Origin of the sequence: Stenotrophomonas sp. SXG-1 (assembly GCF_014083965.1) — a bacterium.
Lineage (GTDB): Bacteria > Pseudomonadota > Gammaproteobacteria > Xanthomonadales > Xanthomonadaceae > Stenotrophomonas > Stenotrophomonas geniculata.
This window is the reverse complement of record NZ_CP046588.1, coordinates 355,001-375,105: the sequence shown is the minus strand read 5'-3', so window position 1 is coordinate 375,105 and position 20,105 is coordinate 355,001. Positions and strand designations below refer to the sequence as shown.

The following is a 20,105-nucleotide window of genomic DNA, read 5'->3' as shown; positions in this document are numbered from 1 at the left end:
TCATGGTTGGGTACGGGATGCCGGTCGTGCCACGGCGCGCCTCCTGCGCCACTCCAACACCAGCGCAACGACGAGCACGGTCAGGGCCAGGCCGAACCACTGCACGGCGTAGCCCAGGTGACGCTGCGGCGGCAAGGTGTTCGGCAGCAGGTCCAGATCACGTTCGTCGCCGAAGGGCAGCGCCGGGTCCAGGCGCAGTACACGATCGGGAAGTGACTGCACCCCCAGCGCGCGGGCCAGGCCTTCGGCCGGCAACCGGCTGGCCAGCCAGCGGCCCGCTTCATCGGTGGTGGAGAACGCCGGGCCCAGTGCCAGTCCCGCTGACGGCGGCGGCGCCAGCAACCCACGTACGGCCACCGGCGAAGGTGGCGACGGCACATCCGGCAGGGTGCGATCAGGCGGCAGCGCGCGCCATCCCAGATCGACCAGCAACACACTGCCCTCGTCACTGCGGAACGGGCGGTAGATCTTCACGCCGGCACGGCCGTGCCGGGTCTGGTTGTCCAGCAGCACCACGCCGGGCAGGAAGCGACCGTGGTCGGCCACGCCATGCAACGCACCGGGCGCTGCCAGCGCCTGCGCCAACGACAGTACCTGCGCTGCGGCTGGACCCTGTGCATCCAACATTGCCTGTTTGGCATGCATGCGCTGCAGCTGCCACAGCCCCAATGCGGTGAAACCGGCCATTGCCAGCACGGCCAGCAGCCATCCGAGCACGCGCGTGTGCTGGCGCATCATGACAAGTCCGCGCAAACGCGGTCAGATAGGCACATCCACCCTGCCCTCGAGCCGCGCATGAGTGATTCGCTGAAGACCCTGCTGGTAATCGCGTTTCTGATCGTCATCGTCTGGAATCTGGGCGCCGGCCTGTATTACCTGCTGGTCGACCGCGGCCAGACCAAGCGCACGGTCAACGCACTGACACGCCGCATCGGGGTGTCGGTGGCCTTGATCGTACTGGTGATCGTGAGCATCTACATGGGCTGGATCAAGCCGCACGGCATCGGCGGCTGAGGCCACCGATGCGTGCGCGGTCAAAGCACGTAGACGAACATGAAGAGCATCAGCCACACCACGTCGACGAAGTGCCAGTACCATGCGGCGGCTTCGAAACCGAAATGGTTGTCGCGGGTGAAGTGTCCCTTGGCCGAACGCAGCCACATCACGATCAGCATGATCGTGCCCAGCAGCACGTGGGCGCCGTGGAAGCCGGTCAGCATGAAGAACGTCGAACCGTAGATACCCGAGCCGAGCGTCAGGTTCAGTTCCTTGTAGGCGTGGATGTACTCTTCCGCCTGCAGGGTCAGGAAGCCGAGGCCGAGCACCACGGTCAGGCCCAGCCAGATCAGCAGCTGGCGGCGGTTGCCGGCCTTCAGTGCATGGTGGGCGATGGTCAGGGTCACGCCGGAGGTGAGCAGGATCAGCGTGTTGATCAGCGGCAGGCCCCAGGCCGGGATGGTCTGGAACGCACCGCCGATCGCCGCCGGGCCATTGGTCGGCCATCCTGCCGAATAGCCCTGCCAGAGCAGTTCGTTGGTCATCACCCCGCGGCCTTCGCCGCTGAGCCACGACAGGCCCAGGTTGCGGGTGTAGAACAGCGCGCCGAAGAAGGCGCCGAAGAACATCACCTCGGAGAAGATGAACCAGATCATCCCCATCCGGAACGAACCATCGACCTGGTGGTTGTAGTTGCCGGCCTGCGACTCGCGCACCACGTCGCTGAACCACCAGAACAGGGTCAGCACCAGCATCGCGATGCCGATGTAGAACGTCCAGCGTCCCCAGCTGGCATCGTTGAGCCAGCTGGCCACGCCCACCATGGTCACCATCATCGCGATGGAACCCACGAACGGCCATTTGCTCTGGGCCGGGACGAAGTACACGTTGGCGTCGGTCGGTGTCTGGGCCATGTCGGTATCCGGGTCAGGGTGCGGCGTGCGCGCCTTCCGAGGTGGCGGCCGGGGCCAGCCGATCGGACAGCGCGTCGTTGCGGTAGAAGGTGTAGGACAAGGTGATCGTCCTGATCTCCGGCGGCAGATCCGGATCGACGATGAAACGCACCGGCATGTCGCGCTTCTCGCCAGCCTGCAGCGTCTGCGCGGTGAAACAGAAACATTCGGTCTTGCTGAAGAAGCCCGAGGCACGCGCCGGCGCCACCGAAGGCACCGCACTGCCGACCACCGCCTGCTGGCTGTCGTTGCGTGCGAAGTACAACGCTTCGTTGAGTTCGCCGGGCACCACGTCCATGGTCAGCTGTTCGGGATGGAACGACCACGGCAGGCGCGAGTTGACGCCGCCATCGAATTCCACCCGTACGGTGCGCTTGCCGGACGCCGCACCCGCACTGGCTTCGCTGCCGGGGCCGCGCTCCAGTCGCACGCCGAACACCTTCTCGCAGGCGATGCGATACAGCGGCACCAGCGAGAACGTCAGCAGGAACACCGCCACCGCCACGCCGATCAGGCGCGGCAGCCCGGCACTGCGTGAGGTCGCGGTGGCCGGTGCGTCGCTCATCGGCCGATCACCCCACTGAGGATGAAACCGACGTAGACCAGCACAGCGATGGCGCCGACCCACATCGCCGTGCGCCTGGCGCGCCGGCGTTGCTGTTCGATGCCGTTTTCCGGGGCGTCGCCCGGGCTGTTGTAGAGCCGAGCCATGCTCGGCTGCTTTTCGTCAGCCGAGCATGGCTCGACTCTACAGGTCTGCAGCGGGCTCTCGTTATGCATGCCCCACCTCAGTGCGTGATGTCGTCATGCGCCAGATCCCCCGGGCGGATGGTCGGCGGCGTGGTGAAGGTGTGCGCCGGTGCCGGCGATGGCAGCGTCCACTCCAGCCCACGTGCGCCTTCCCAGGAACGCGCCTCGGCCTTCTCGCCATTGCGCAGCGAGGACAGCAGGATCGCGGCCATCATGAACGGCGTGACGAACATGCCGAATGCACCGATCGAGCTGATCAGGTTCCAGTCGGCGAAGGCCACGCTGTAATCGGGAATACGGCGCGGCATGCCGGCCAGGCCGAGGAAGTGCTGCGGGAAGAACAGCAGGTTGACGAACACGATCGACCACCAGAAGTGCACCTTGGCCCACTTCTCGCTGTACATGCGCCCGGTCCACTTCGGCCACCAGTAGTACACCGCGGCAATCAGTGCGAACACCGCGCCGGTCACCAGCACGTAGTGGAAGTGGGCGACCACGAAGTAGGTGTCGTGATACTGGAAGTCGGCGGCAACGATCGCCAGCATCAGGCCGGAGAAGCCGCCGATGGTGAACAGGATGACGAAGGCCACCGACCACAGCATCGGCGCTTCGAACGTCAGCGAGCCGCGCCACATGGTGCTGACCCAGTTGAACACCTTCACGCCGGTCGGGATCGAGATCAGCATGGTGGCGAACATGAAGTAGATCTCGCCACCCAGCGGCATGCCCACGGTGAACATGTGGTGGGCCCAGACGATGAACGACAGGAACGCGATCGCGGCGGTGGCGTACACCATCGCCTGGTAGCCGAACAGCGGCTTGCGGCTGAAGGTTGGGATGATCTCACTGACCACGCCGAAGGCGGGCAGGATCATGATGTAGACCTCGGGGTGCCCGAAGAACCAGAAGATGTGCTGGTACATCACCGGGTCACCGCCACCGGCGGCATTGAAGAAGCTGGTCCCGAAGAACTTGTCGGTCAGCAGCATGGTCACCGCACCGGCCAGCACCGGCATCACCGCAATCAGCAGGAAGGCGGTGATCAGCCAGGCCCAGCAGAAGATCGGCATCTTCAGCAGGTCGATGCCCGGCGCGCGCATGTTGAGCACGGTGGCGATGATGTTGATCGCGCCCATGATCGAACTGATGCCGGCCACGTGGATGGCGAACACGCTGAAGGCGACGTTGTAGCCGCCCTGCAGCGACAGCGGCGGGTACAGCGTCCAGCCACCTGCCGGTGCGCCGCCAGGCAGGAACAGGGTCAGCAGCAGCAGGCTGAAGGCCACCGGCAGCAGCCAGAACGACCAGTTGTTCATGCGCGGCAGCGCCATGTCCGGCGCGCCGATCTGCAGCGGGATCATCCAGTTGGCCAGGCCCACGAAGGCCGGCATCACGCCACCGAAGATCATCACCAGCGCATGCACGGTGGTCATCTGGTTGAAGAACTCGGGCTTGACGAACTGCAGGCCCGGCTGCGCCAGCTCGGCGCGGATCACCACGCTCATCGCCGCACCGATGATGAACATGATGAAGCTGAAACCGAGGTACAGCGTGCCAATGTCCTTGTGGTTGGTCGAGAAGAACCAACGCTCGAAGAAGCTCTGGTGGTGATGGTGATCGTCGTGCCCAACTGCCGAGTGCGCCATTGCAAAACACCTCTCAGAATCGGTTGTCACCACGGCCGCGAGCGGCCGCGGGCTTTACATCACGCGCCGCTGGCTGCGGTGGCAGGTGCGCTGCCCGCTTCTGCAGCAGCAGGCGCAGCCGGTGCTTCGCCCGCCGGTGCAGTCGGTTCGGCCGGTGCCGCAGGTGCCGCCGGCGTGGCAGGCGCCGCAGGCTTGCGCTGCGCCAGCCACTGCTTGAAGTCTTCCTTGGACACCGCCTCGACCACGATCGGCATGAAGCCGTGGTCCTTGCCGCACAGCTCTGCGCACTGCCCGCGGTACACGCCGGGCTGCTCGATGCTGGTCCAGGCTTCGTTGATGAAGCCGGGGATGGCGTCCTGCTTCCAGCCCAGCGCCGGTACCCACCAGGCGTGGATCACGTCGTCGGAGGTGATGACGAAACGCACCTTGGTATCGACCGGCAGCACCAGGCGGTTGTCGACATCCAGCAGGTAGTGCGGATGGCTCTCGCGGGTCGGCACGACGCCGCTCTGCCGCACACGGTCGGACTCGCGGTCCAGCCGGCTGGTGAAGGTGACGTTCTCGCCGAGGTATTCGTACTTCCACATCCACTGGTAGCCGGTGACCTTCACCGTCATCTCGGCATCGCGGGTGTCGTACATCTTGATCAGGTTGGCCGTGGCCGGCCAGGCCATCACGATCAGGATGATCACCGGGATCACCGTCCAGATCACCTCGGCCTTGGTGTTGTGGCTGAAGGTGGCGGCGACCGCGCCCTTGGATTTGCGGAACTTGAACATGGCGTAGGCCATCGCCCCGAACACGATGACGCCGATCACCGTGCAGATGATCAACGACAGGTTGTTCGATTCCCAGGCCAGGCGCGAGGTCTGGGTCACCCCCTTACCCATGTTCAGCTGCCACGGCCTCGGATCGGCCGCCTGGGCCCAGGCCAACGCTGGCATCAGTCCCCCGGTCGCCAGCACTGCGGCAACCGCGTTCACGCACTTCGTGCCCCACCTGCTGCTTTGCTTCATTGCCTAGACCCTTAGCGTCGTCGGTTGCCGCCATCGCTGGCGGCGAGCAAGCTTTCAAGTGTCTCTGCGAGCGTCTGACGTTCGGCCGGCGCGAGGAAACTCCCCACCTCCACCTGCCGGCCGCTGGATGCCAGCCGGACCCTCTCATCGTCGGTGAGCAGGCGCACCCAGTGGGGGTGGGCCCGGAACACCGGCGATCCACCGGGTACGGGGATGACCTCCACGTACGCCGGCACTACCCGGATCTCCTCCTGCCGTTCACCGCTGCGCCACAAGGCACGCAGCGCGGCCGCCAGCACCAGGCTGTACAGCAGCGCGAACAGGGGGGCGAATGCATTGCCGGCCAACCACCCGAGGGCGGACACCAGCCACATCGCACCCGACAACACGGTGAACAACAGGACGAACTGCCGGGCATCGAGCGCCCGTGGGGGACGCAGCCGCAGCTGCGTACCTGACCCATCCGGAGCTGGAAGCACCTCGATCATGTCGCAACCGCGTTCCTGCCGCGGGAAACGTCTCGATGGTAGCCCCGCCCTCTCGCCGGTAGCAAGGGTGCATTCACACTTTTTCCCATGCTGCAACACAGCATGAGGTCGGCGACACAAATGACGAATTCAGCACAAGTTCTTCCGAGCTTGCTGAACACGCTGAATCCACCGCAGCTAGGGGCTATCAGCACTTCATCAAGGTGGCTGCGGGGCACTTCCGGAACCCGCAAAAATGATTAAAATCGCCAAGTTTTCCACTGGCCGGACCGGCATGAACGCACCTTCCTCCTCCCCTGCCGCCCACGACGCTCCGCGTCCCGGCGCGCTGCTGTCGCCGGAACTGCCGGCGCCCCCCAACCCGTTCCGCCAGGCCATCACCGATGCCTGGTTGAAGGACGAGGCCAGCCATGTGCGCGAGCTGCTGGCGCAGGCCCGCCTGCCCGCCGAGGAACAGGCCAGGGTGCAGGCGCTGGCCGCCGACCTGGTCGGCCGCGTGCGCGTGCGTGCCAAGGACCAGGGCGCCATCGAAGCCTTCATGCGCCAGTACGACCTGGGCAGCGAGGAAGGCGTGCTGCTGATGTGCGTGGCCGAGGCGCTGCTGCGCATTCCGGACCAGGACACCGCCGACAAGCTGATCCGCGACAAGCTGGCCGATGCCGACTGGGAAAAGCACCTGGGCGGCAGCGACTCGGTGCTGGTCAACGCCTCCACCTGGGGCCTGATGCTGACCGGCAAGCTGGTGCAGATGAACGATGCCACCCGCGCCGATGCGCCCAGCGCGTTCAAGCGCCTGGTCGGCCGCGTGGGTGAGCCGGTGGTGCGCCTGGCCGTGCGCCAGGCGATGAAGATCATGGGCCACCAGTTCGTCATGGGCCGTACCATCAGCGAAGCGCTGTCGCGCTCGCACAAGGGCGACAACGCGAACTACCGCTACTCCTTCGACATGCTGGGCGAAGGCGCGCTGACCATGAAGGACGCGCTGCGCTACCTGGAAGACTACCGTCGTGCGATCCACGCCATCGGCGGCGATCACAAGGCACGCGGCGGCCGTCCGGACGGCGACGTCAACAACGCCCCGGGCATCTCGATCAAACTGTCGGCGCTGTACCCGCGCTACGAGCACGCCAAGCGCGAGCGCGTACTGAAGGACCTGGTGCCGGGCGTGCTGGAACTGGCACAGCTGGCCAAGAGCTACGGCATCGGCTGCACCGTCGACGCCGAAGAGTCCGACCGCCTGGAACTGTCGCTGGACATCATCGAGCAGGTCTTCTCCGATGCCTCGCTGTCCGGCTGGGATGGTTTCGGCGTGGTCGTGCAGGCCTACCAGAAGCGCACGCCGTACACGATCGACCACCTGGCCGACATGGCACGCCGCGCCGGTCGCCGCCTGCAGGTACGCCTGGTCAAGGGCGCCTACTGGGACGCCGAGATCAAGCGCGCGCAGATCGAAGGCTATCCGGGCTACCCGGTGTTCACCCGCAAGCAGAACACCGACGTGTCCTACCTGGCCTGCGCAAAGCGCCTGTTCACGCATGCCGATGCGATCTACCCGATGTTCGCCACGCACAACGCGCACACCATCGCCGCAGTGCGCAGCATCGCCAATGGCGGCGTGTACGAGCACCAGAAGCTGCACGGCATGGGTGACGATCTGTACGCCGAAGTGGTGCCGGCCGATCGCTTGAACCTGCCCTGCCGCGTGTACGCCCCGGTCGGTTCACATGAAGACCTGCTGCCGTACCTGGTGCGCCGCCTGCTGGAAAACGGCGCCAACTCCAGCTTCGTCAACCGCATCACCGACGAGCGCGTGCCGATCGCCGACCTGATCCGCGATCCGGTCGAGATGGTGTCCTCGTTCGAATCGATTCCGCATCCCAAGATCCCGCTGCCGGTTGACCTGCTGCGCAGCCAGAACCACGACAGGAAGAACTCCATGGGCGCCAATCTCGCCAACGACAACGAACTGCGCGCCCTGGCCGAGCAGATCAACGCGGCTGTGAAGCCCTGGCAGGCCGCGCCGCTGGTACCGGGTGCGAACCCGGCCGGCGCCGCGCTGCCGGTGACCAACCCGGCCGACACCCGCGAAGTGGTCGGCCAGTGGCTGGCCGCCGACGCTGCCACCGTGCAGAAGGCCCTGGCCAATGCCGTGGCCGCGCAGCCGGCCTGGAACCGCACCCCGGCCGCCAGCCGCGCCGCCATCCTCGAGCACGCCGCCGACCAGCTGGAAGCGCGCATGCCGGAGTTCATGGCGCTGTGCGTGAAGGAAGCCGGCAAGAGCCTGCCCGACAGCATCGCCGAAGTGCGCGAAGCGGTGGATTTCCTGCGCTACTACGCCAAGCAGGCACGCGAGCAGTTCAGCCACGCCGAGAAGCTGCCGAGCCCGACCGGTGAATCCAACGAGCTGCAGCTGCACGGCCGCGGCGTGTTCGTCTGCATCAGCCCGTGGAACTTCCCGCTGGCGATCTTCCTGGGCCAGGTGGCCGCTGCACTCGCCGCTGGCAACAGCGTGATCGCCAAGCCGGCCGAGCAGACCAACCTGATCGGCTACTACGCGGTGAAGCTGCTGCACGACGCCGGCGTGCCGGCCGAGGTGGTGCAGTTCCTGCCGGGCGACGGTGCCACCGTCGGTGCCGCGCTGACCGCCGACCCGCGCGTGGCCGGCGTGGCCTTCACCGGTTCCACCGACACCGCCCGTGCGATCAACCGCGCGATGGCCGCACGTGACGCCGCCATCGGTGTGCTGATTGCCGAGACCGGCGGCCAGAATGCCTTCATCGCCGATTCCTCGGCGCTGCCGGAACAGCTGGTCAAGGACGCGATCGGTTCGGCCTTCACCTCCGCCGGCCAGCGCTGCTCGGCCGCGCGCGTGCTGTTCGTGCAGGACGACATCGCCGACAAGGTGATGACCATGCTGGCCGGTGCGATGAAGGAGCTGAAGGTCGGCAACCCCGGCCTGCTGTCCACCGACGTCGGCCCGGTGATCGACGCCGATGCACTGAAGATCCTGCAGGACCACGCCGAACGCATGGACCGCGAAGCGCGCCTGATCGCTGCCGCCGAGCTGTCCGCCGAAGCCGCCAATGGCACCTTCTTCGCACCGCGCGCGTACGAACTGAAGGACCTGGGCCAGCTGCAGAAGGAAGTGTTCGGTCCGGTGCTGCACGTCATCCGCTGGAAGGGCGACCAGCTCGACGCGGTGATCGACCAGATCAACGCCACCGGCTACGGCCTGACCCTGGGCGTGCATTCGCGCATCGACGAAACCGTTGATCGCATCAGCAACGGCGTCCACGTCGGCAACGTCTACGTCAACCGCAACCAGATCGGTGCGGTGGTCGGCGTGCAGCCGTTCGGCGGCCAGGGCCTGTCCGGCACCGGTCCGAAGGCCGGCGGCCCGCACTACCTGCTGCGTTTCGCCACCGAGAAGACGGTGACGGTGAACACCACCGCCGCAGGCGGCAACGCTTCGCTGCTGACCCTGGGCGACTGATCGCCCGGTTGATGCGGCAAACGAGAAACCCCGCGAAAGCGGGGTTTTTTGTGCTTTTTTTCCTGTAGAGCCGAGCCCGTTCTCGGCTCTACACCCGCATCAGATTGCGCCAGTGGCGCAACGCCACCAGTGCGTTGATCCAGAAGCCCACGTACAGGATCGAGGTCAGATGCAGGCCACGGCTGTAGTACAGCGGCACCGCGACGGTATTCACCAGCAGCCACACCCACCACGATTCCAGCTTGCGCCGCATCATCAGGATCTGGGCGATCACGCTCAGCACCAGCACCGCCGAATCGATGTAGGGCGCGTAGGCGTTGGTCAGGCGGGTCAGCATCCAGCCGTAGCCGAAGGTCGCCACCACCGCCAGTGGTGCCAGCCACGCCCAGGCACGCGGTCGCAATGAGGTGATCGGCAGGGGTGCACCGTGGTCGCCGCGCAGCCACTGCCACCAGCCCAGCACGCTGATGGCGATGAAGAAGAACTGCAGCACCATGTCTGCATACAGGTGAGAGCGCTCGAACACCGCCGCGAACAGCGCGCAGCCGACGATGCCCAGCCACCAGGTGTGCACGTTGTTGCGGCCCGCCAGCAGGATCGAGCCGGCGACGGCGATGTTGGCGGCCAGCTCCAGCTGGAAATTCGGATCGGACAGGTTCATCGCGCTATTGTCGTGGATCCACGCGCTGCGTAGGCAATCGGCTGGATCCACACCCTGCGTGGATGCCCCAAAGCGTTCCACAAAAAAGAAGGCCCCGCTTGCGCGGGGCCTTCCGTGTACTGCGTCAGGCGTTGGCCCGAATCAGAACTTGTACTGGAACGAAGCAGCCAGCACGTCGCCACGGACCTTGTACTTGCCCGACAGCGAGTTGCCCTGGTTGGCAGTGGTCGCACGCACGTTCACGTTCGGATCGCTGGTGAACAGGTGGGTGTAGCCAAAGTTCCACTCGGTGTTCTGCGACGGGGTCCAGCCCACGCCCAGCGACAGCCACTTGCGGCTGGTATCCGGCACGCGGACGTCGCGGTGGGCGTCGGTGGTCGGGGTCTGGTCCAGCGCAACACCACCGCGCAGGGTGACGGTGTCGCTCAGCTTGTAGTCGGCGCCCAGCGACACGAAGGTGGTGTCACGGTAGCCGAACTCCAGGACCGAATCCGCCTGCGGCGAAGCGTAGTCGACGGTGACGCTGTCAAAGGCGGTCGACCAGGCGGTGCGGGTCACGTCGCCCATCACGGTCCAGCGGTCGTTGACCTTGTGGGTCACGCTCAGGGTGGCCGAGGCCGGCATGGTCACCGTGGCCTTGCCGCTGGTGTCCATGAACCAACCGCGGGTACGCGGCGAGTTGGTCAGCAGGGAACGGGCGCGGTCGGCGCCGCTGAAGGTCGCATCACCACCGGTGATCTTGTGCTCGACCTTCGAACGGTAGCTCAGGCCGATGTGGGTGTTCTCGTCGATCGAGAACAGGCCACCGACGGTCCAGCCCACGGCATTGTTGTCACCCTCGATCTTCAGGGTGCCATCGGCGCTGCCCGGGGCGAAGCCCGGAGCGCCGGCACCGGCCAGGATGCTGCCGTAGTCGACGGCGTTGCTCAGCTCGATGGTCAGGTGCTCGACGAACACCGACGCGCCGAAGGACACGTACGGGTTGACGTCATACGACGCGGCGAAGCCGAGGTCGATGGCCTTCAGATCGGTCTTCAGGCCGCTGTAACGACCGACCCAACCGTTGTCGTATTCGGTCTTGAAGCCGAACGGTGCGGTCAGCGACACACCGAAGTGGGCCTTCTCGCCGATCGGCATGTGGAAGTACGCGGCCGGAACCGGAGCGATCATGCCGGCGTCGCCGCCGTCACCACCGGTCTGCGGACGGCCTGCTGCATTGCGGCCCTGGCCCTTGAACTCGGCCTTGAAGCTGATGGCGCTCAGGTCGCCCTGGACCAGGGTGCCATCGAGCTGGCGCATGCCGGCCGGGTTGACGGCGATGATGGAGGCGTCGCCTTCGGCGCTGCCGGAGCCGGCGAACGCGCGGCCCAGGCCCTTGGCGCTGTTTTCCTTCAGCTGGAAGGCAGCGGCATTGGCGTCGGCAGCAGCCAGCGCACCGGCAACGCCGACGGCCAGCAGGGTCAATCGGGCAATGGTGGAAGCGGTTTGCATCGTAGTTCTCTCTCTCCGGTAAGCGGTGATGGTGCTCTGAGTGCGCCTGCGCCCGGCGGGCCTTGGGGCCCTTCGGAGCGCGCCGGATTCCCCTCCCGACATACGACGCCGTATGCGAGTATTACCCAGAGCTGTTAATGAAACAATAACAGCGCAGGCGCTTTTTTCGTCTCAAAAGCTGAACAGGACAATCCCCGCCGTAAGCGCCCTCACGCTAGGCTAGTGCCCATGTTCGTCTCCCTCCCGTCGCGCAAGAAGGCAGCCCTGCGCTGGGCCACGCCCGTGCTGTTTGCGGCACTGTGGCTGGCGTTCCTGTGGTCGATCTCGCGTCCGGATGACGCCCGGGGCAGCCTCTGGCTGGACTGGGGCGCCCTGTCCACCGGCCTGACCCACCCGCTGGACTGGTGGGCGACCCTGCAGGACGGCAGCGTGCTGCGCCTGTTCACCGCCCTGTTCCTGCACGCGGACTGGTCACACCTGCTGGGCAATCTGGTGTTCCTGCTGATCTTCGGCCTGCCCGCCGAACGGGTGCTGGGCCCGTGGCGCCTGCTGCTGCTGTTCCTGGTCGGCGGTGCGGTGTCCAATCTGGTGGCCATCTACACCATGGGCAGCCCGGACCAGATCATCATCGGTGCCAGCGGTGCGGTGTCAGCGCTGATCGGCGCCTATCTGGCCCTGTTCCCGGGCGCCCGGCTGGGCGTGGTGATTCCGCTGGGCCTGTTCCTGGAGTTCGTACGCGCCCCGGCCTATCTGCTGATCGGGGTCTGGGCGGCGCTGCAGGTGGTGTTCGCCCACATCGGCCCAAGCTTCGGCATGGTGGCCTGGTGGGCGCACATCGGTGGCTTCCTGTTCGGCCTGCTGTACGGCGTGTACGTGCGCGCCGCGATCGCACGCCGCCTGCGCAAGCGGCACGGCTTCTGAGCCCTTGGGGAGCCGGCCGCTGGCCGGCGTCACGCTCACCCGCTCGTTCGTAGATCAGTCGAGCACGGCTCGACGCTACAGAATCAGGGCTTGGCCGGAGCCGGTGCGGGCTTTGCTTCCGGCTTTGCTTCCGGCTTTGCTTCCGGCTTTGCTTCCGGCTTTGCTTCCGGCTTTGCTTCCGGCTTTGCTTCCGGCTTTGCTTCCGGCTTTGCTTCCGGCTTCGCTTCCGGCTTCGCTTCCGGCTTCGGTTCTACCTTCGCCTCCGGCTTCGCAGCTGTGGCCTTCGCGGCCTTCGCCGCATCCGCTTTCGCCGCTTCGGCCTTCAAGCGTGCAGCCACCGAACCCGGATTCTTCAGCTCAGCCAGCGCGTCGTTGATCGGGCCATCGCCCGGCAGTACGGCGCCGGCGTGGTAGCCCTCGGTGCCTTCGTCGTCACCGCGCAGATGGCCCGGCAGGGTCGCTTCGCTGTAATCGCTCAGGCTGGCCGGCAGCGCCTCGTCTTCCGGGCGCGCCGCAGGCTTCAGTTCGACCTCCGGCACGATGCCGGTGGCCTGGATCGACTTGCCGCTGGGCGTGTAATAACGCGCGGTGGTCAGCTTCACCGAATCACCGTTGTCCAGCGGCAGCACGGTCTGCACCGAGCCCTTGCCGAAGGTGCGGCTGCCGACCACGCGGGCGCGCTTGTTGTCGCGCAGTGCGCCGGCCAGCACTTCCGAGGCACTGGCCGAACCCGCATCGACCAGCACCACCACCGGTGCGCCCTTCAACAGATCGCCCGGGGTCGCATCGAAGCGTGCATCGCTGATGCTGATGCGGCCGCGGGTGCTGACGATGTTGCCCTTGTCGAGCAGGTCGTCGGCCACCTGCACGGCGGCGGTCAGCAGGCCACCCGGGTTGCTGCGCAGATCCAGCACCAGGCCCTTGAGCTGGCCACCGGACTGCTTCTGCAGCTGCTGCACGTGCTTCTGGAAGTCCGAACCGGTGTCGGCCTGGAACGTGCTCAGGCGGATATAGCCATAGCCCGGTTCCAGCAGGCGGCTGCGCACACTGGTCACGCGGATGGTCTGCCGGGTGAGGCTGACATCGAAGGGCTTGGGCTTGCCTTCGCGCACGATGGTCAGCACCACCTTGCTGCCGGCCGGGCCGCGCAGCGGTTCGCTGGCATCGATCGCGCTGATCGGCTTGCCGTCGATGGCGATGATCAGGTCACCGGCGAGGATGCCGGCCTTCGCCGCCGGCGTGTCGTCGATCGGCGAAATCACCTTCATGCTGGCGTTGTCGGGCTGCTGCTGCAGCTCCACGCCGATGCCTTCGTAGGCGCCGCTGGCCTGTTCGTCGAACGCCTGCGCGTCTTCCTTGTTGAAGTAGGTGCTGTGCGGATCGAGGTCGAGCAGCAGGCCACGCACCGCGGCCTGCATCAGCTTCTTGTCATCGACCGGATCGACGTAGGCGGCCCGCACTGCGTTGTAGACGGCCACGAAGCGGCGGATGTCCTCCAGCGGCACCTTCGAGGTCACCGCCTCCTCGCTGCTCGCTGCCTGCCCGCCGGTTTCCTGGCTCGGGGCGGGCGCGGTCTGCTGCGCCCAGGACAGCGCTGGCAACAGGGCCAGCAAGAGGGTGGCGGTACGGGCTGCGCGCATGGATCACTCCTGTCGACGGTGGCATGGTGCCCAAGGCACATGCACCGATTATGCGCGAAGCACAGCTAAATTCCCGTTGAATCCGCCCTGCACGCGGAAGCGCTGGATTCAGCGCCGCTGCAGCCAGCTGTCAGGGTTCACCGGCTGCCCACCACGACGCAGCTCGAAATACAGCGCGGTGACGCCCTGGCCGCCGGAATTGCCGACCTTGGCCACCGCATCACCACGGCTGACCCGCGCGCCGGCATCCTTGAGCAGGGTGTCGTTGTGGGCGTACAGGCTCATGTAGCCGTTGCCGTGGTCGACGATCAGGATCATGCCGTAGCCGGTCATCCAATCGGAGAACACCACGGTACCGTCGGCCACCGCGGTGACGGTGCTGCCGGCCGGTGCGCCGATCAGCACGCCGTTGCTGGTACGCCCGTCAGGCAGCTTGCCGCCATAGCGGGCCAGCAGGTTGCCGGACAGCGGCCAGCCCAGGCCCCCGACCTTCGGCGCCGGTGCCGACGCCACCGCCGGCGGAACCTTGGTCGGCGGCGGCGGGCGGCCCTGCGCAGCGGCCTGGCGTGCGGCCCGCTCGGCAGCGGCCTTTTCGGCGGCGGCTCGGCGTGCAGCCGCGCGACGCTCGGCCTCGGCGCGGGCGGCGGCCGCGCGCAGATTGGCCAGCAGTGTTTCCAGCGCCTTGGCGTCCTGGCCCAGCGCCTGTTCCTTCTCGCGCTGGTCCTTGAAGCGTTCGTCCAGCGAGGCCACGGTCTTGGCGCGATCGCGACGGTCGGCTTCCAGCGCCGCCGCCTGCTGCTTCTGGTCCTGTTGTGCACCCTGCAGCTTCTGCTTGCGCTCGGCGATCTGCGCCTGCAGCGCTTCCAGTTCCTTCAGGTCGGCGGTCAGCGTGGTGATCCGCTGCGCACGCTCGCGTTGCAGGTAACGATGGTAGGCCAGGGCGCGATTGGCATCGGCTACCGTGTCCTGCGACAACAGCAGCTTCAGTGGTGCGTGGTTGCCCAGCTGGTAGGCTGCACGCAGCAGGCCGGCCAGCTCGCGATGCTGCTGGGCGAGGTTGGCCTGCAGCGTGCTGCGGCGTTGTTCGGCCTCGGCCAGGGCCCTTCCCTGCTCGCGCAGCGCGGTTTCCGTCTGCGCAAGCGCACGGCCGGTGCGGGCCACCTTCTCATCTGCCTCGCGCAGCTGCTGCGAGGCCTGGCCACGCTGGCCTTCGATCTGCCGGCGCTCCTGCGCCACGCCCTTCAGCTCACTGCGCAGTTTCTGCAGCTTGCGCTCGGTCTCGCGCGTGGTCTGCGCGGCACCCGGCAACGGCAACGCCAGTGCCAAGGCCAGCCCCAACAGCAGGCAGCGCCCGCCGCGGGCAGCGGCGATGTGATGTCGGCGTGATGGGAAGGCGTTGTTGCGCAAGGGCTTTCCAGTGACTTCAGGCAGTTGCAGGGGGTACCGGGGAATGGTGACATCTCCGCACGCGGCCTGCCAGCCGCACATCCATCGAGGTCCCCATGAAAGCTCTCTCCATTCCGCTGCTGTTGGGCGTACTGCTGGCCACCGGGCCGGTCTGTGCGCAGGAGAACATCAGCAAGGTCAACGGCAGCATCAGCGCCGAACCCGGCCAGCGCTACGGCAAGCTGGACACCGTCAACGGCGGCATCCGCGTCGGCGAAGGCGTCGAGACCGGCAGCATCGACACCGTCAACGGCGGGGTGAAGGTCGCCGATCGCGCGCGCACCGGCAAGATCGAAACGGTCAACGGCGGTGTGCGCCTGGGCCGCGACGTGATCGCCCATGGCAACGTCAGCACCGTCAACGGCAGCATCTTCAGCGATCGCGGCAGCCAGATCGAAGGCGGCGTTGAAACCGTGAACGGTGGCATCGGGCTGGTCGAAAGCCGCGTCGGCAACGACGTGGAAACCGTCAACGGTGACATCACTGTGGGCATCGGTTCGCAGGTCAAAGGCGGTGTGCACGTGCGCAAGCCGAACTTCAGCGTCTCGCTGACCGCCAGCCGCAAGCCACGCGTGATCATCGGCCCGAATGCCGTGGTCGACGGCCCGTTGCAGTTCGAGCGCGAGGTGGTGCTGTACGTGCACCGCACGGCCCGCATCGGCCCGGTGACCGGCGCCGACCCGATCCCGTTCGACACCGAAACCGCTCCGGCGGACTGAGCACACCGCGCCCATCGGTTCGGTGATACTCGCTGTTACCGGTCGTACACGAGGTACGGCCGCCCTTTGTTTTCCAGGAATCGACGATGCCCCGCAAACTCCTCCTGTGCCTGGCCGCTGCGGCCGCGCTCAGTGCCTGCAAAGGCGAAGACACGCCGGCGCCCGCGCCGGCCACCGACACCGCCGCTGCCAAGCCGGCGACCCATGCGTTCTCGCCGGAGATCAACGCCGGCGACTTCGCCGAGATGGTCAAGACGCTGGCTTCGGATGAATTCGAAGGCCGCGCCCCGGGCAGCAAGGGCGAGGAACTGACGGTCAACTACATCCGCGACCAGATGCAGCGCATCGGCCTGCAGCCCGGCAACGGTGACAGCTGGTTCCAGGATGTGCCGATGACCGAGACCACGGCCGACGCGTCGACCGTGCTGAAGATCACCCAGGGCGGCAAGACCACCGAGCTGAAGTTCGGCACCGACATGGTGGTGGGTACCCGTACCGGCCAGGCCGAGGTGAAGGTCGATGCCAGCGACCTGGTGTTCGTCGGCTACGGCGTCGATGCGCCGGAGCAGAAGTGGAATGACTATGCCGGCCAGGACTGGAAGGGTAAGACGGTCGTGATGTTCGTCAACGACCCGGGCTTCCATGTCGATGACGCGAAGCTGTTCGACGGCAAGCGCATGACCTACTACGGCCGCTGGACCTACAAGTTCGAGGAGGCAGCGCGCAAGGGCGCCGCTGCCGCGCTGATCGTGCACGACACTGCCGGTGCCTCCTATGGCTGGGACGTGGTGAAGAACTCCTGGGCCGGGCCGCAGTACGACCTGCCGGCGAAGGATGACCCGGATGCCCGCATTCCGGTGCAGGGCTGGCTGAGCGCCGACGCCGCGAAGGCGCTGTTTGCCGGTGCCGGCCTGGACCTGGCGCAGGCTTACAAGGATGCGAGCAAGCGCGGCTTCAAGCCGGTGCCGCTGAAGGCCACCGCCGCGGTCGACCTGAAGAGCCAGATCGCGCAGAAGCAGTCGCGCAACGTGGTGGGCGTGCTGCCGGGCAGCAAGCGTGCCGACGAAGCCGTGCTGTACATGGCGCACTGGGACCACCTGGGCAAGCACGAGGGTGAAACCGGCGACAACATCTACAACGGTGCGGTCGACAACGCGACCGGCGTCGCCGGCATCCTTGAGGTGGCTGAAGCGATGGCCCACCAGGAGCCGAAGCCGGAACGTTCGGTGGTGTTCCTGGCGGTGACTCTGGAAGAGTCCGGCCTGCTGGGTTCGAAGTACTACGTCTCCCATCCGACCTTCCCGCTGGACAAGATCGCCGGTGTGATCAACATCGATGCGATGTCGGTGGCCGGCCGCGCCAAGGACGTGACCGTCACTGGCTTCGGCAGCTCCGAGCTGGAGGACATCCTCAAGCCGCTGGCTGCGGCCCAGGGCCGTACCCTGCACGGTGAGACCTCGGTGCAGAGCGGCTTCTACTTCCGCTCGGATCACTTCAACTTCGCCAAGGCCGGCGTGCCGGCCCTGTACGCCGATGGCGGCGAAGACCTGCGCGAGGGTGGCGTGGACGCTGGCCGCAAGGCCGCAGCGGACTACGGCGCCAACCGCTACCACGGCCCGAAGGATGAGTTCGATGCGGCCACCTGGAAGCTGGACGGTACGGTCGAGGACCTGCAGCTGATGTACGGCGTCGGCAAGGAGCTGGCCGGTGGCGATCGTTGGCCGAACTGGTACGAAGGCAACCCGTTCAAGGCAGCCCGCGACGCGATGATGAAGGACAAGGCTTCGGCCAAGTAAGGGCGAGCCCTGCTCGACTGAACATCGTTGAGGTTCAAGCGGCGCCCCACGGGGCGCCGCTTTTTTTGTGCGCTCCGCCATTGGTGGGTGCCAACCCTGGCCTGCTGTGTGCAGCGGCCAACCTGGGTTGGCGCCTTGGTTCCTTGCGGAGAGCATCCACGCATGGCGTGGATCTACCGCTGATCCCTCTGCTATCGGTAGTCGCCAACCGTGGTTGGCGCCGCCGCTCGCGGCGGTCAAAGAAAAACCCCGCTGCGTGAGCAGCGGGGTTTTGGGTGTAAACCCTGGCGATGACCTACTCTCGCATGGCTTGAGCCACACTACCATCGGCGCAGCTGCGTTTCACTTCCGAGTTCGGGATGGGATCGGGTGGTGCCACAGCGCTAATTTCACCAGGGAGACGGTTGCAGCAGCGCTTGCAGCGCCAGCTTCGCGATCTTGCCCTTGGGGCGGAAGGTATCCAGAAAAGCAATGCCTTCACTTAATAAGAAAAACCCCGCTGCGCAAGCAGCGGGGTTTTGGGTGTAAACCCTGGCGATGACCTACTCTCGCATGGCTTGAGCCACACTACCATCGGCGCAGCTGCGTTTCACTTCCGAGTTCGGGATGGGATCGGGTGGTTCCACAGCGCTAATTTCACCAGGGAGGCGGTTGGAGCGTCGCCATCCGATACAGCTGGATAAGGCGCCTGCCTCTCGTAGTTCTTGTGACGTAGCGTGCACCTGGATGCTCTTACGACGCTGTCGTAAAGTCAAGGCAACTTGAGGTTATATGGTCAAGCCTCTCGGATCATTAGTATCAGTTAGCTCAATACATTGCTGTACTTACACACCTGACCTATCAACCACGTAGTCTACATGGTTCCTTCAGGGGGCTTGTGCCCCGGGAGATCTCATCTTGAGGCGCGCTTCCCGCTTAGATGCTTTCAGCGGTTATCGCTTCCGAACATAGCTACCCGGCAATGCCACTGGCGTGACAACCGGAACACCAGAGGTTCGTCCACTCCGGTCCTCTCGTACTAGGAGCAGCCCCTCTCAAATCTCCAACGCCCATGGCAGATAGGGACCGAACTGTCTCACGACGTTCTGAACCCAGCTCGCGTACCACTTTAAATGGCGAACAGCCATACCCTTGGGACCGACTACAGCCCCAGGATGTGATGAGCCGACATCGAGGTGCCAAACACCGCCGTCGATATGAACTCTTGGGCGGTATCAGCCTGTTATCCCCGGAGTACCTTTTATCCGTTGAGCGATGGCCCTTCCATACAGAACCACCGGATCACTAAGTCCTAGTTTCCTACCTGCTTGATCCGTCGATCTTGCAGTCAAGCACGCTTATGCCTTTGCACACAGTGCGCGATGTCCGACCGCGCTGAGCGTACCTTCGAGCTCCTCCGTTACTCTTTAGGAGGAGACCGCCCCAGTCAAACTACCCACCATACACGGTCCCCGACCCAGATAATGGGCCCAGGTTAGAACGTCAAGCACGACAGGGTGGTATTTCAAGGATGGCTCCGCCACAGCTAGCGCCATGGTTTCATAGCCTCCCACCTATCCTACACAGACGAACTCAACGTTCAGTGTAAAGCTATAGTAAAGGTTCACGGGGTCTTTCCGTCTTGCCACGGGAACGCTGCATCTTCACAGCGATTTCAATTTCACTGAGTCTCGGGTGGAGACAGCGCCGCTGTCGTTACGCCATTCGTGCAGGTCGGAACTTACCCGACAAGGAATTTCGCTACCTTAGGACCGTTATAGTTACGGCCGCCGTTTACTGGGGCTTCGATCAAGAGCTTCGCCTTGCGGCTGACCCCATCAATTAACCTTCCAGCACCGGGCAGGCGTCACACCCTATACGTCCACTTTCGTGTTTGCAGAGTGCTGTGTTTTTGATAAACAGTCGCAGCGGCCTGGTTACTGCGACCCTCTTCAGCTATAGCTCGCACGAGCCACCAAAAAGGGTGCACCTTCTCCCGAAGTTACGGTGCCATGTTGCCTAGTTCCTTCACCCGAGTTCTCTCAAGCGCCTGAGAATTCTCATCCTACCCACCTGTGTCGGTTTACGGTACGGTCTGCGTAAGCTGAAG

At 65.4% G+C, this 20,105-nt stretch carries 16 protein-coding genes and 3 rRNA genes (1 of these 19 cut by a window edge); 5 read left to right on the top strand and 14 right to left on the bottom strand.

Translation table 11 applies throughout. The annotated features are described in order from the left end of the window. Positions 1-738, bottom strand: a complete 738-nt coding sequence (locus GOC52_RS01670) for an SURF1 family protein (RefSeq protein WP_043400045.1) — start codon at positions 736-738, stop codon at positions 1-3. A gap of 57 nt (positions 739-795) precedes the next feature. On the opposite strand from GOC52_RS01670, the gene GOC52_RS01665 reads away from it, so the two are divergent. Beyond that, complete coding sequence (locus GOC52_RS01665; protein WP_010484233.1) at positions 796-1,014, top strand: twin transmembrane helix small protein; 219 nt, start codon at positions 796-798, stop codon at positions 1,012-1,014. 20 nt (positions 1,015-1,034) lie between these two features. Here GOC52_RS01665 and GOC52_RS01660 read toward each other — a convergent pair whose 3' ends face one another. The 6 genes from GOC52_RS01660 to GOC52_RS01635 are packed head-to-tail and all read right to left on the bottom strand — an operon-like array spanning position 1,035 to position 5,849. Then, a complete protein-coding gene (locus GOC52_RS01660; protein ID WP_005412024.1) occupies positions 1,035-1,910 on the bottom strand; it encodes a cytochrome c oxidase subunit 3 in 876 nt (291 codons plus the stop codon). A gap of 13 nt (positions 1,911-1,923) precedes the next feature. Beyond that, positions 1,924-2,514 carry a cytochrome c oxidase assembly protein gene (locus tag GOC52_RS01655; RefSeq protein ID WP_019336368.1) on the bottom strand — a complete coding sequence of 197 codons (591 nt, stop codon included), beginning with the start codon at positions 2,512-2,514 and terminating at the stop codon, positions 1,924-1,926. Beyond that, positions 2,511-2,729, bottom strand: coding sequence for a hypothetical protein (locus GOC52_RS01650; RefSeq protein WP_043400048.1), 219 nt, complete (start codon positions 2,727-2,729; stop codon positions 2,511-2,513). Before GOC52_RS01650 ends, GOC52_RS01655 begins: the two co-directional genes overlap by 4 nt. Before the next feature lie 8 nt (positions 2,730-2,737). Beyond that, positions 2,738-4,345, bottom strand: a complete 1,608-nt coding sequence (gene ctaD / locus GOC52_RS01645) for a cytochrome c oxidase subunit I (protein ID WP_005407790.1) — start codon at positions 4,343-4,345, stop codon at positions 2,738-2,740. Positions 4,346-4,404: 59 nt separating this feature from the next. Then, complete coding sequence (gene coxB / locus GOC52_RS01640) at positions 4,405-5,361, bottom strand: cytochrome c oxidase subunit II (protein WP_191850517.1); 957 nt, start codon at positions 5,359-5,361, stop codon at positions 4,405-4,407. 11 nt (positions 5,362-5,372) lie between these two features. Then, entirely contained in the window at positions 5,373-5,849 is a 477-nt protein-coding gene (locus GOC52_RS01635; RefSeq protein WP_004153894.1) for a DUF2244 domain-containing protein, read from the bottom strand. A gap of 274 nt (positions 5,850-6,123) precedes the next feature. Between GOC52_RS01635 and putA the strand changes: the two genes are divergently transcribed. Then, the gene (gene putA / locus GOC52_RS01630; RefSeq protein WP_019338980.1) at positions 6,124-9,342 is read left to right on the top strand and encodes a bifunctional proline dehydrogenase/L-glutamate gamma-semialdehyde dehydrogenase PutA; all 3,219 of its coding nucleotides are present in this window, start codon (positions 6,124-6,126) and stop codon (positions 9,340-9,342) included. Positions 9,343-9,430: 88 nt separating this feature from the next. Here putA and pnuC read toward each other — a convergent pair whose 3' ends face one another. Together pnuC and GOC52_RS01620 are read right to left on the bottom strand one after the other, a co-directional pair. Next, positions 9,431-10,003 carry a nicotinamide riboside transporter PnuC gene (gene pnuC / locus GOC52_RS01625; RefSeq protein ID WP_019338979.1) on the bottom strand — a complete coding sequence of 191 codons (573 nt, stop codon included), beginning with the start codon at positions 10,001-10,003 and terminating at the stop codon, positions 9,431-9,433. 141 nt (positions 10,004-10,144) lie between these two features. Beyond that, a complete protein-coding gene (locus tag GOC52_RS01620) occupies positions 10,145-11,494 on the bottom strand; it encodes an outer membrane protein transport protein (RefSeq protein WP_010484240.1) in 1,350 nt (449 codons plus the stop codon). A 228-nt stretch (positions 11,495-11,722) separates the two neighbouring features. On the opposite strand from GOC52_RS01620, the gene GOC52_RS01615 reads away from it, so the two are divergent. Next, entirely contained in the window at positions 11,723-12,415 is a 693-nt protein-coding gene (locus GOC52_RS01615; protein ID WP_010484241.1) for a rhomboid family intramembrane serine protease, read from the top strand. Positions 12,416-12,498: 83 nt separating this feature from the next. Here the strand turns inward: GOC52_RS01615 and GOC52_RS01610 are convergent, their stop codons facing one another. Then, positions 12,499-14,055 (bottom strand): S41 family peptidase, encoded by a 1,557-nt coding sequence (locus GOC52_RS01610; RefSeq protein ID WP_191850515.1) that lies wholly within the window; start codon positions 14,053-14,055, stop codon positions 12,499-12,501. A 108-nt stretch (positions 14,056-14,163) separates the two neighbouring features. Further along, positions 14,164-15,462, bottom strand: coding sequence for a murein hydrolase activator EnvC family protein (locus GOC52_RS01605; RefSeq protein ID WP_191850513.1), 1,299 nt, complete (start codon positions 15,460-15,462; stop codon positions 14,164-14,166). 95 nt (positions 15,463-15,557) lie between these two features. On the opposite strand from GOC52_RS01605, the gene GOC52_RS01600 reads away from it, so the two are divergent. Both GOC52_RS01600 and GOC52_RS01595 read left to right on the top strand, forming a co-directional pair. Further along, the gene (locus GOC52_RS01600; protein WP_049412328.1) at positions 15,558-16,220 is read left to right on the top strand and encodes a DUF4097 family beta strand repeat-containing protein; all 663 of its coding nucleotides are present in this window, start codon (positions 15,558-15,560) and stop codon (positions 16,218-16,220) included. Between the two features lie 86 nt (positions 16,221-16,306). Beyond that, positions 16,307-18,016 carry a M28 family metallopeptidase gene (locus tag GOC52_RS01595; RefSeq protein ID WP_191850511.1) on the top strand — a complete coding sequence of 570 codons (1,710 nt, stop codon included), beginning with the start codon at positions 16,307-16,309 and terminating at the stop codon, positions 18,014-18,016. Positions 18,017-18,298: 282 nt separating this feature from the next. Here the strand turns inward: GOC52_RS01595 and rrf (GOC52_RS01590) are convergent. The 3 genes from rrf (GOC52_RS01590) to GOC52_RS01580 form a co-directional block, all read right to left on the bottom strand. Then, positions 18,299-18,413 (bottom strand): 5S ribosomal RNA (gene rrf / locus GOC52_RS01590). A 132-nt stretch (positions 18,414-18,545) separates the two neighbouring features. Then, positions 18,546-18,660, bottom strand: a 5S ribosomal RNA gene (gene rrf / locus GOC52_RS01585). Positions 18,661-18,787: 127 nt separating this feature from the next. Further along, positions 18,788-20,105 (bottom strand): 23S ribosomal RNA (locus GOC52_RS01580); it runs 1,562 nt beyond the window's last position.